Source organism: Xanthomonas sp. JL1, from assembly GCF_038405005.1.
Genome location: NZ_JBBYGR010000044.1, coordinates 55,858 through 67,847 on the forward strand (window position 1 = coordinate 55,858; position 11,990 = coordinate 67,847).

An 11,990-nucleotide genomic window follows, 5' to 3' on the forward strand; every position below is an offset into this window, starting at 1 on the left:
CCCCCTAGTCCGGCCGCGGCGCTTGCCGCGATTGACCCGGGGCGGCTGCGCTCCTACAATTCACGGCTCGCCGGAATAGCTCAGTTGGTAGAGCGGCGCATTCGTAATGCGTAGGTCGTAGGTTCGATTCCTATTTCCGGCACCACGCGAAAAGCCGGGTCGGCCTCTGGCCGGCCCGGTTGCGTTTTGAGGAGCTGAAACGCCGCATTTCACGCAGGCATCGCATCCGTTGCATGCGTGCGGACTCGCCACATTCGGCGACCACAGCGGCGCAATTTTTGCACCGTGCTGCGCTGCGACAACATGTCGCACAAATTGGCGCGCATTTATTGCGTCAGATCATTGCCAATGGGTTTCGTGCAGGTGCAGCAAAGACTAAAATCAGAGCGCTAACCCGTGTCTTCGGTCTGCGCAGTTCATCTCCTCCAGGAAGGCAGCTGCGTCGGGAACATCCCAGGACGGATACGACGAACGAGGCTGGCGTTCCTTCGCACTTGGATCGACCGATGATTCCGCTGAAACAGCTCGGGCGTTTACTTCGTCCAGGCCTGATGTTGCCCTTCCTGCTGCTGGCAGGTTGCAACTCGGCCATCCTCAATCCGAAAGGCCAGATCGGCCACGACGAAAAGCAACTGCTGATCACCTCGGTGGTGCTGATGCTGATCGTGGTCATCCCGGTGATCGTGATGACGATTGCGTTCGCGTGGAAATATCGCGCATCCAACACAAAGGCGCGTTACGAGCCGGATTGGTCGCACTCCACCGCCATCGAAGTGGTGGTGTGGTCGATCCCGTGCGTGATCATCCTGGTGCTGGCGGTGCTGACCTGGCGCTCGTCGCACGCGCTGGACCCGTACCGGCCGCTGGATTCGGACGTCAAGCCGATCACGATCGAAGCGGTGTCGCTGGACTGGAAGTGGATGTTCATCTACCCCGATCAGAACATCGCCACCGTCAATGAGATTGCGTTCCCGGTGCACACGCCGCTGAACTTCAAGATCACCTCCGACACGGTGATGAACTCGTTCTTCATTCCGCACCTGGGCACCATGATCTACGCGATGGCGGGCATGGAAACCAAGCTGCATCTGGTGGCCAACGAGCCGGGCGAGTACTTCGGCCTGTCGACCAACTACAGCGGCCACGGCTTTTCGAAGATGAGCTTCAAGGCGCATGTCACCGATCAGGCTGGCTTCGATGCGTGGGTGGCCAAGGTCAAGGCGTCGCCGACCGCGTTGAATGCTGCCGAGTACCAGGTGCTGGCTGCCAATCGCAACGACAAGGAACAGTATCCGGTCACCTACTACTCGTCGGTGCAGGACGGCATGTTCCGCTCGCTGGTCGACAAATACATGAATGGTCCCGGCCACAGTAAAGGCCACGGCGACCATCAGGCATCGGCTATGGAGCCGGTCGCCATGTGCACTTCTGGAGACAAGTGATGCTAGGCAAACTTACCATTGATGCAGTTCCATACCACGAGCCGATCATCATGGTCGCTCTGGGTGGTGGCGGGCTGCTCGGCCTGCTCATCGCGGCCGCCATCACCAAGTACAAGCTGTGGGGCTATCTGTGGAAAGAGTGGTTCACCTCGGTCGATCACAAGCGCATCGGCGTGATGTACATCATCGTGGCGCTGGTCATGCTGCTGCGCGGCTTCGCCGATGCGGCGATGATGCGCACCCAGCAGGCGCTGGTCGGCAACGGTGGCGAAGGTGTGTTTCCTCCGCATCACTACGACCAGATCTTTACCGCGCATGGCGTGATCATGATCTTCTTCATGGCCATGCCGTTCATGACCGGCCTGTTGAACCTGATCGTGCCGCTGCAGATCGGCGCACGCGACGTGGCGTTCCCGTTTCTGAACTCGCTGAGTTTCTGGCTGTTCGTGGCCGGTGCGGCGTTGATCAACATCTCGCTGGGTGTCGGCGAGTTCGCGCAGACCGGTTGGCTGGCGTATCCGCCCTTGTCGGGGCTGGAATACAGTCCGGGGGTCGGCGTCGATTACTACATCTGGGCGTTGCAGATCTCCGGATTGGGCACCTTGCTGACCGGCGTCAACTTCTTCGTGACGATCCTGCGGATGCGCGCGCCGGGCATGACCCTGATGCGCATGCCGGTCTTCACCTGGACTGCGCTGATCACCAACATCCTGATCATCGCCGCGTTCCCGATCCTGACCGTGGCGCTGGCGCTGCTGGGTGCCGACCGTTACCTGGGCACGCACTTCTTCACCAACGGCGGTGGCGGCAACGCCATGATGTACGTCAACCTGATCTGGATCTGGGGTCACCCGGAGGTCTACATCCTGATCCTGCCGGCGTTCGGCATCTTCTCCGAGTTGATTGCCACCTACAGCCGCAAGCGTCTGTTCGGCTACACCTCGATGGTCTACGCCACCTCGTGCATCGGCGTGCTGTCGTTCGTGGTGTGGTTGCACCACTTCTTCACCATGGGCTCGGGTGCCAATGTCAATGCCTTCTTCGGTATCACGACGATGATCATCTCGATTCCGACCGGCGTGAAGATCTTCAACTGGCTGTTCACCATGTTCCGCGGCCGTGTGCACGTGACCGCGCCGGTGCTGTGGACGATCGGCTTCATCATCACCTTCAGCATCGGCGGCATGACCGGCGTGATGCTGGCGATTCCGGCCGTGGACTTCGTGCTGCACAACAGCCTGTTCCTGATCGCGCACTTCCATAATGTGATCATCGGTGGCGTGGTGTTCGGTTACTTGGCCGGTCTGACCTACTGGTTTCCGAAGGCCTTCGGTTTCAAGCTCAACGAAAAGCTGGGCAAGGCCTCGTTCTGGTGCTGGATCATCGGTTTCTTTGTGGCCTTCATGCCGCTGTACGTGCTCGGCTTCATGGGCATGACCCGCCGCATGAACACCTACAACCATCCCGAGTGGGCGCCGTGGCTGTATGTGGCTGCGGTGGGTGCTGCGATCATCGGCATGGGTATCTTCCTGAACCTGCTGCAGATCGCTTACAGCGTGTGGAAGCGCAAGGACCACATGGACTACACCGGCGACCCGTGGGATGGCCGTACGCTGGAATGGGCGACTTCGTCGCCGCCTCCGTTCTACAACTTCGCCGTGCTGCCGCACATCGACGACCGCGACCAGTTCTGGGCCGACAAGCAGAACGGCAAGGGCTGGGTGCGTCCTTCGAAGTACGAAGCCATCCACATGCCGCGCAACACCGCTGCAGGCGTCTACATCGGTGCCTTCAGCGTGCTGATGGGCTTCGGTCTGATCTGGCACATCTGGTGGCTGGCCATCATCGGCCTGGTGGGCATGATCGGCAGCTTCATTGCGCGTACGTTCGATGACGACATCGATTACTGGGTGCCGGCCGACGAAGTGGAGCGCATCGAAAACGCACGCTTCGCCCTGCTCGAACAGCAACAGGCGGCGCAGGCCGCGAAGGTGGTATGACCATGGCTTCTTCGACCACGCTTGACCACGCCGCCCATGCGGGCGGCCATGATCACGACCACGAACATCACGACGGCGGCGGCAATACCGTCTTCGGGTTCTGGGTCTATCTGATGAGCGACTGCCTGCTGTTTGCCGGTCTGTTCGCCACCTATGCGGTGCTGTCCGGCGCCACGGTGGACGGGCCGACCGCCAAGGAGCTGTTCGACCTGAAGTTCGTGCTGGTGGAAACCTTCCTGCTGTTGTTCAGCAGCTTGAGCTTCGGCTTCGCGATGATTGCCGCGCACAAGCGCAAGATGGGTGGGCTGTACGGCTGGATGGCGGTCACCGCGCTGCTGGGTATCGGCTTCCTGTGCATGGAAATCTGGGAGTTCAACCACCTGATCCATGAAGGCGCCGGACCGGGTCGCAGCGCGTTCCTGTCGGCGTTCTTCACCCTGGTGGGCACGCATGGTCTGCACGTGGCCTCCGGCCTGTTGTGGATGGCGGTGCTGGTGATTCAGATCTCCAAGAACGGTCTGACCGCGCGCAACAGCACGCGTCTGGCCTGCCTGAGCCTGTTCTGGCACTTCCTGGACATCATCTGGATCGGTGTGTTCACCGTCGTCTATCTGCTGGGAGCGCTGTAATGGCCAATCATCACCACACCGAAACTGCCGCCGACGCGCATGCCGGTGGCTTGAAGTCCTACCTGATCGGCTTTGTGATGGCCGTGATCCTCACCGTCATCCCGTTTGCGATGGTGATGAGCGGCGCGTTCTCCAAGGGCGTCACCGTCGTCGTGATCTCGGTCATGGCCGCGGTGCAGATGCTGGTGCACATGGTGTACTTCCTGCATATGGACCGCACGCCGGAGCAGCGCTCCAACGTGCAGGTGGGCCTGTTCTCGCTGCTGATCATCGGCATCGTGATCGTCGGTTCGCTGTGGGTGCTACACAACATGAACGTCAACATGATGCATTGAGACGGCGCAACGCCGGATCGCAGCAATGTTGAAGAAGATGTCGCCAAGTGATTGGCGACCTTTTTACGTGTCAATCGCCCGCAACATGACCAATGGCATACGGGGAAGCATAGGCGGGCGCTTAGCATCGTGGGCTTGCCTGTTTCAGGTCACCTGCGGAGTTGCGATGAAAATGCCCACCCTGTTGTCCGTGTCGTTGTTGGCGGCCTTGTCGCTGCCTGCGGCTGCGCAAACCGCACCGCCGCAGGACGTGCCGTTCGACGGCACCCTGAAGATCGATGTGGATGCCACCGACCTGGCCCACCGCATCTTCAAGGTCAACATCACCATGCCGGCCAAGCCAGGCCCGATGACGCTGCTGTACCCGCAGTGGATTCCCGGCGATCACTCGCCGACCGGGCCGATCGACAAGCTCGCCGGTCTGGTGATCAAGGTCGATGGCAAGGTCGTGCCCTGGAAGCGCGACCAATTCGACGTCTATGCGTTCAAGGTGGACGTGCCGCAGGGCGCCACCGAGCTGACGGCCGAGTTCAAGTTCCTCTCGCCGCAGGCCGGCAACCAGGGCCGGGTGATGATGACCCCGGAAATGCTCAACCTGCAGTGGAACACCACCGCGCTGTACCCTGCCGGCTATGTCGTGCGCAACATCAAGGTGCAGGCCAGCGTCACCCTGCCTGCTGGTTGGAGCTATGCCACCGCGCTGGAAACCGATCGCCGCGTCGGCGACACGGTGAGCTTCAAGCCGATCGATTTCGACGACCTGGTCGATTCGCCGATGTTCGCCGGCAAGTACTACAAGCGCGTGGAACTGAGCACCGGCAAGCAGCCGGTCTATCTCAATGTGTTCGCCGATGAAGCCAAATCGCTGGAGGCCAAGCCGGAGCAGATCAAGGCCCATGCCGCGCTGGTGCAGCAGATGGACAAGCTGTACGGTGCGCGCCACTTCGACCATTACGAATTCCTGCTGGCGCTGACCAAGAAGCTGGGCGGCATCGGCCTGGAGCATCACCGTTCCAGCGAAAACAGCGGCCCGCCGAACTACTTCACCGAGTGGGACAAGAGCTGGACCATGCGCGACCTGCTGGCGCATGAGTTCAATCACTCCTGGAACGGCAAGTACCGCCGTGGCGCCGACCTGTCCACGCCGAACTTCAACGTGCCGATGGGCGACAGCCTGCTGTGGCTGTATGAGGGCCAGACCCAGTTCTGGGGCGAAGTGCTGGCTGCCCGTTCGGGCCTGTGGACGCAGGACCAGGCGCGCGACATGCTGGCTGGCGTCGCGGCGACCTACGAGCGTGGTCGCCCCGGCATGACTTGGCGCACGTTGCAGGACACCACCAACGACCCGACCATGTCGATGCGGCGTTCGAAGCCGTACCGCAGCTATCAGATGAGCGAGGACTACTACTCCGGCGCCCAGATGATGTGGCTGGAAGTGGATAGCAAGCTGCGCGCGCTCACCAACAACAAGCGCTCCATCGACGATTTCGCCAAGGCGTTCTTTGGCATGAAGAATGGCGATTGGGATGTCAATCCTTACACCTTCGATGACATCGTCAGCACGCTCAACGGCGTGGCTGCATACGACTGGGCCAGCCTGTTGCGCGAGCGCATGGACGGGCACGGTTCCTTGAATGGCGGTATCGAAGCCAACGGCTGGAAGCTGGTCTACAACGACGAGCCGAACCTGGCCATCAAGACTTACGAGAGCAACAAGAACGACGTCAGCCTGACCTATTCGCTGGGCCTGTCGCTGGAAGGCTCGGGCGAGGTGAGTGAGGTGTTGTGGGACAGCCCGGCGTTCAATGCCGGCATCATCAATGGCAATAGCATCGTTGCGGTCAACGGCCGTGCCTTCAGCGCAGACGTCATCAAGGATGCGATCAAGGCGGCCAAGGGCACCGCCGCGCCGATCGAACTGCTGGTCAAGCGCGGCGACCGCTACGAAACCGTCCGCATCGACTACCACGGCGGTTTGTTGTATCCGCATCTGGAACGCATCGCCGGCAAGCCGGATCGCCTGGGCGAGTTGTACAAGGCGCGCTGAGCGGCGGCTTGTTCAAGCGTGCTGAACGACCCCATCGCGTGCGGTGGGGTCGCTTGAGGGATGGTCACACCGCCACTTCCTGAATAGGGAGGTGGCGGTCGCGTTTCCAATCAGGCAAAGTGTGCCGGTCGGTGAGGGCCGACCATGGGACATGAGCCTGTGACTGCTATGGAACGCGCCGACGCTCAGGTGTCTCGGCGATGCAAGGGAATCGGAGAGATGCCGTGCATGCAGAAATGATACCGACCGGTTTTGAAACGCTGATGCGACTGGCACAGGATCGCCGCCTGATCCGCGTCAAGACCGTGCTCGAAGAAGAAACGTTTGTCGTCAAGCACTTTACCGGCGTGGAAGAAGTTTCTGCACCGTATACCTTTGACATCGAACTGCTTTCCGCACAGGCCGGATTGCAGCTGAAGCAACTCATCGGTCAGCCGCTGCGATTGAGCCTGGGCGACGAGTTTGACGGGCGCGTCGTGCACGGCTACGTACGTGAGTTTGCCCAGGTCGGTAAGCAGGGCGAGCTGAGTGCCTATCGCTGCGAGCTCGCGCCCTGGTTCGCGTTTCTCCAATACACCAGCAATTGCAGGATTTTCCAGGATCTGAATGTGCTCGATATCATCGAGCGGGTGTTCGATGGCTATCCGCAACTTGCAGACTATGCGCACGATCTCGACGCGGCACGATATCCGAAGTTGAGCTATTGCGTGCAGTACAACGAGTCGGATTTCCAGTTTGTCTCGCGCTTGCTGGAGGATGCGGGCATTTACTACGCGTTTCGTCACTCCGATGATGCGCACACCATGGTCTTGTCCGACGACTCGACCAGTTCGGAGCAGTTCGGCGAGCCCGCCAGTATCGAGTTCGTGTCAGACCAGGGCACGCTACAGCGGCCTGGCGTGCATCGCTGGGCCGCCAGACGTCGGGTGGGACCCACGGCGCATGCCCTCAAGAGTTTCGACTTCAAGCAGCCGCGGACTGCACTGGCAGCCAGCAATGGCCGTGAAGTTCCGGTTGGTGCACTTCCGCAGCTGGAGCGTTATCACTACGACGGCGCTGCGCGATTTGCAGACAGTCGCGTGGGCGATGCGCTGGCCGGCTTGCGTGGCGAAGAAGCCGCGTGGCCAACCAAGTTGTTCGAGGGGGAAGGCAATAGCAGCCGACTGGTCTGCGCGGGATGTTTCCAACTGGAGCGGCATCCTGATTTCATCGGACGATCCGAACAAGACAGGCAGTTCTTCGTGGTGAAGCTGCAACGGGAGGGGCGCAACAACTTCTCCAGCGACATGCGCGATGCGCAATCGCCCAGCTATCAATGCACTGCAACCGTGTTGCGCCGGAAGATTCCGTATCGTCCGTTGCGGGTGACGCCAGTGCAACGGATGCCCGGACCGCAGACGGCAACTGTCGTCGGACCGCCCGGCGAGGAGTTGCACGCCGACCGCTACGGTCGAGTCAAGGTACAGTTTCACTGGGATCGTCATGGTGAGTTTCGCGAGAACAGTTCGTGCTGGATCCGCAGTGCCAGCCCCTGGGCCGGTGCGGATATGGGGGGCGTTTCGCCACCGCGTGTCGGGCAGGAAGTGGTGGTGGACTTCCTCGATGGCGATCCCGATCGACCCATCATCACCGGGCGTGTCTACAACGAAGACAATATGCCGCCGTTCGGCATGGAAGTCAGCGGGCTCAAATCCAAGACGGTCAAGGGTGGCGGCTATAACGAGCTCTCCATGCACGATAGTGCCGGTGGAGAACTCTTCAACATGCGCGCGCAGCGCGACATGGTGACCACGGTTCTCAACGACCAGAACGCGTCGATCCAGAACAACAAGTCCACCAGCGTGGCGGTCAATCACGCAATGACGGTGGGCGCGAACCAGACCATCGCAGTGGGTGCAAACCGCGGCATCACCGTCACCGGTACCGACACGCTGGGTGTTACCGGCACGCGTACCACCAGCGTGACTGGTGCGGTGACCGAGACCTTTCAGGCTGGCCAGACGAAGACCATTGCCGCGGCCGGGTACAGAGAAACGGTCACCGGTGATTTCGCCACCACCTTGAACGGCAACTTCGTCAGCCAGCGCAACGGCACCTGGAAGGAAACCGTCACCCAGACCTCGTTGCGGCAGGTGATCGGCAAGACCACCGAACAGCTGAGCGCCGGACGGGAGGTAACCATCACCGGCCTGGACAAGCGAAGTGTTCAGGGGGCTGTGGAGGATGCCAATGTCGGTGCGCGCACCGTCAGCGTTGACGGCAGCATGGAACAAGCGATATCCGGCACCCATACGCTGTTTTCCAACGGAGACATGACACTCGCCTCGGGCAGCAAGCTGGTCGCGACCGTGGGCGGTGCCGCGATCGAAATCCTGGGCGACAAGATCAGCATTTCCGCCGGTGGCTCCACCATCGTGATCGACGGCTCGGGCGTGTCCGTCAACGGGGCGGAAATCAAGCTCAATTGCTGACGCCTGGGAGGGCATGCCACACCGTGAGCAAGAATCCGGTTGAACAACGCATTGCGCTGTTGCGCGATGAGTGGATGCAGGCCAGCGACGACCCTGCGCTGCGGTTGTTTGTCTGGCGTGTGCCGGCCAACGCCTTGCGTCTGCTGGCAGCGTTTTTCGAGGCACAGAAGCATCCGGGCGATTGGAACGTGCCCGACTATTTCCTGCGCCTCGATACTTCGTTCGACACCAGTTTCGGCTACAGCCGTGCGCTGAAGCTGGCACTGTCGGCCAGCTACCTCGGCAGCCAGAGCGAGCTGCGCGAGCAAGGTGTCGATCTTGGCTGGCGTGTGCCCGGCCCGTCGCACGCCGACACCGCGGCGGGCGTGCAGGCGGTGTTCGAATCGTTTGCCACGCATCATGCGGCGTACCTGCGCTACCTGGCAGTGGTCCTTGAACCTGAGCGGGTGACGTCGCCAGAAGCGTTCATTGCCTGGGTCGATGCCGCGATGGCAGCGTCGACATCACCCGCGCTGCGGCTGGTTCTGGTGGACACCTATGAAGATCCGCGCTGGCAGCCATTACTGGATCGGCACGCCGCGCGCGCGCACCGTATTGCGCCGCAGGTGGACATGTTCGATATCGGGCGCGAAATTGCAGCGCAGTCGGGCGGTGCGGGGCCAGCGGTGGCGTATCGCCAGTTGTTGAGTGACCTCATGCTGGTGCTTGAGCGCGGCAGCGCTGCCCAGCTTGCCCAACGCATCGAGCGCCCGATGGCATTGGCACAGCGGCATGGCTGGAGCGATCAGCAGGTGGTGTTGAGCATGATGCTCGCTGGCGGCTGGTTGAAGGAGAAGCACTATCCTGCTGCCATCAGCAGTTATCGTCAGGCGCGCGATCACGCAACACAGGCCCTGACCGGCGGGCATCCGGCCGCGCGCGATCTGTTGATGCAAGGCTGGTTCGGCGAGGCGGGGACGTGGTTTGCCGCAGGGCAGCCCGACCGTGCGGTTCAGGGGTATCTGTCTGCCGCGCAGACCGCTGCCGAGATTCCCAACCCGATGTTCGTGATCGAGGCCTATCGCATGGCCGCGTTCTGTCTGGCGCAGGACGGCCAGCGCGAGGCGGCGCGCAACTACGGGCTGGAGGCCGTGCGCGCTGCCAAACCGCTGCGAAGCGAGGATCGCCGCTCCACCACCTTGCCGCAAACCCTGCAGGACCTGCTTGTACTGCAAGACAAGCGGCGCGCACACAGGATCGAGCAGTGTGCGGCGACCTATCTGCAGTCGGTGAGCACGCTGCACGCGCAGGCCGAACAGCAGGCTGCACGACTGGGCGCGCAGCCTTCGTCGGCGCACCTGGACCAGATCGAATCCACCCTGCATGCTGGACTGGAACACGCGTTTCATCGAGCAGCCCAGGAACGCGAGCGTTTGATCCAGGGGGGCGACGAATTCTTCCGCAAGGTGGTCGCGGTCGGCCGTGAATTCCTGCATTCCACCTGGAATGGCCTGCCGGATATTCGCCATCCGCTGGACAACGAGATTCCCGCCTGGACCCAACCGCCGGCGACCCAACCGCTTCCGGATCCCGCCGCACTGACCCAATCTCCCGGCGCCGCACCATCGGTGGGCCTGGCCGGACGCACCGAGGCCACCGCATGAATTCGCGCCACTTGGCCGTGCTGGCCGTCTTCATCCTGATCGGCATGGCCGTGGTGGTGTGGCTGGGCATGGAATACCGCGACGAGGTGCGTGCCTTCCTGCGCGCACTTGCGCGTGCACTGTAGGACGCAGGAGCGCTTCGGATGAGCACCGCCGCCAAACATTTCGATCCGCAGTTGGGCATCGACATCCACATGTATGCGATGCCGCCATTTCCGCTGCCGACGCCGCATATCGGCCTGGTACTGGATCCGTTCGACTATCTGCCGTTCCTCGGCGCCACGGTCACCGTCAACGGGGTCAAACGCGCCACTGCGGGCACCGGCGGGCTGGATATCCATATTCCGCTGGGCATGTGGACGCCGCAGCTGAGCATGCCGATGGGGCCGCAGTTCGACGGCGAAGAGATCTTCATGGGCAGCAAGACCGTCACCGCCGATGGCGACCCGTTTTCGCGGCTTGCTGCGCCGGTGCTGGATTGCAATCTGGCCGGCCTGATTCCGCCGTTCCGCATCAAGAAGCTCAAGAAGCCGTTCCGGTCGCTGTGGCTGCCGACCGGCATCAACGTCGCGATTCCCACCAACGTCAAGGTGGGTGGCCCGCTGACGATCTCACTGATGGCGATGCTCTTCCACGCGGCCTTCGCCGGCCTGGGAGCGCTGCGTCGCTCCAAGCTGGGCGCGCGCGCGGCGCAGGCGTTCAAGGGCCTGCGGCAGCGGGTGTTCAAGCACATGGATTCGGGGTTCCTCAAGTGCAAGGTGCTGCGCGCCGAGCCGGTGGATATCCGCGACGGTAGCGTGTCGGTGCTGCACGAAGACTTCGCCATTCCCGGCCGCCTGCCGTTGACCTGGACGCGCCGTTACAGCTCGGCGCAGACCGAGCAGGCGGGCGTCTGCGGTCACGGTTGGCAGACGCCCGGCGACATCCGCCTGGAGATCGAGGCCGACGGCGTGGTGCTGTTCCATGATGGCCGCGGCGCGGCGGTGTTTCCGCAGTTGCCGGACGCGACGACCAGCGAGGTGCGCGAGTTCGTCGATGGCGCGCGGCTGTCGCGGGAAGGAGCGGATTTATTGGTCCGCACCAAGGACGACACGCGCTACCGCTTCGTCGATCTGCCGGCGGCGGGCGTTGCGGTGTTGCCGCATGCGCGCAGCCTGCCGATGACGCAGATCGAAGATGCCTGCGGCAATCACTGGCGCTTCGAGCGCCGCGATGGCCACCTGGTGCGCATAGTGGAGAGCGGCGCGGACGGCGTGCAAGGCCGCTTCATCGAGGTGGAGGCGCGGCATGGACGGATCGATCGATTGCAGTTGCACGATCCGGCGACCGGCTTGACGCATCCGCTGGTGGCCTATCGCTACACGGATGGCGACCTGGTCGCTGCCGAGGACGCGCTCGGCGCACCGCGCAGGTTCGTCTACCG

General features: G+C 62.1%; 9 protein-coding genes and 1 tRNA gene. All 10 read left to right on the forward strand.

All coding sequences use genetic code 11. The features are described 5' to 3' along the window. Positions 1-69: 69 nt before the first annotated feature. Positions 70-145, forward strand: a tRNA-Thr gene (locus WJW29_RS09955). Positions 146-506: 361 nt separating this feature from the next. Further along, entirely contained in the window at positions 507-1,442 is a 936-nt protein-coding gene (gene cyoA / locus WJW29_RS09960) for a ubiquinol oxidase subunit II (protein ID WP_011258402.1), read from the forward strand. Next, positions 1,442-3,442 carry a cytochrome o ubiquinol oxidase subunit I gene (gene cyoB, locus WJW29_RS09965; RefSeq protein WP_011408097.1) on the forward strand — a complete coding sequence of 667 codons (2,001 nt, stop codon included), beginning with the start codon at positions 1,442-1,444 and terminating at the stop codon, positions 3,440-3,442. Before cyoA ends, cyoB begins: the two co-directional genes overlap by 1 nt. After that, positions 3,439-4,071 carry a cytochrome o ubiquinol oxidase subunit III gene (gene cyoC / locus WJW29_RS09970; protein ID WP_011258404.1) on the forward strand — a complete coding sequence of 211 codons (633 nt, stop codon included), beginning with the start codon at positions 3,439-3,441 and terminating at the stop codon, positions 4,069-4,071. The genes cyoB and cyoC overlap by 4 nt, the downstream gene beginning before the upstream one ends. Continuing rightward, positions 4,071-4,406 carry a cytochrome o ubiquinol oxidase subunit IV gene (gene cyoD / locus WJW29_RS09975; protein WP_010365831.1) on the forward strand — a complete coding sequence of 112 codons (336 nt, stop codon included), beginning with the start codon at positions 4,071-4,073 and terminating at the stop codon, positions 4,404-4,406. Before cyoC ends, cyoD begins: the two co-directional genes overlap by 1 nt. A 166-nt stretch (positions 4,407-4,572) precedes the next feature. Next, positions 4,573-6,453 carry a tetratricopeptide repeat protein gene (locus WJW29_RS09980; protein ID WP_162013044.1) on the forward strand — a complete coding sequence of 627 codons (1,881 nt, stop codon included), beginning with the start codon at positions 4,573-4,575 and terminating at the stop codon, positions 6,451-6,453. Between the two features lie 224 nt (positions 6,454-6,677). Beyond that, a complete protein-coding gene (gene tssI / locus WJW29_RS09985) occupies positions 6,678-8,924 on the forward strand; it encodes a type VI secretion system tip protein TssI/VgrG (protein WP_012444470.1) in 2,247 nt (748 codons plus the stop codon). Between the two features lie 23 nt (positions 8,925-8,947). Continuing rightward, a complete protein-coding gene (locus WJW29_RS09990) occupies positions 8,948-10,567 on the forward strand; it encodes a hypothetical protein (protein ID WP_041182048.1) in 1,620 nt (539 codons plus the stop codon). Continuing rightward, entirely contained in the window at positions 10,564-10,692 is a 129-nt protein-coding gene (locus WJW29_RS09995) for a hypothetical protein (RefSeq protein WP_011258410.1), read from the forward strand. Before WJW29_RS09990 ends, WJW29_RS09995 begins: the two co-directional genes overlap by 4 nt. Positions 10,693-10,710: 18 nt before the next feature. Beyond that, positions 10,711-11,990: DUF6531 domain-containing protein (locus WJW29_RS10000; protein ID WP_222704503.1), on the forward strand; the 1,280-nt coding region annotated here is incomplete at its 3' end.

Coding starts and splice junctions, on each gene's coding strand:
- cyoA (WP_011258402.1), top strand. CDS start 507: ATGATTCCGCTGAAACAGCTCGGGCGTTTACTTCGTCCAGGCCTGATG.
- cyoB (WP_011408097.1), top strand. CDS start 1,442: ATGCTAGGCAAACTTACCATTGATGCAGTTCCATACCACGAGCCGATC.
- cyoC (WP_011258404.1), top strand. CDS start 3,439: ATGACCATGGCTTCTTCGACCACGCTTGACCACGCCGCCCATGCGGGC.
- cyoD (WP_010365831.1), top strand. CDS start 4,071: ATGGCCAATCATCACCACACCGAAACTGCCGCCGACGCGCATGCCGGT.
- WJW29_RS09980 (WP_162013044.1), top strand. CDS start 4,573: ATGAAAATGCCCACCCTGTTGTCCGTGTCGTTGTTGGCGGCCTTGTCG.
- WJW29_RS09995 (WP_011258410.1), top strand. CDS start 10,564: ATGAATTCGCGCCACTTGGCCGTGCTGGCCGTCTTCATCCTGATCGGC.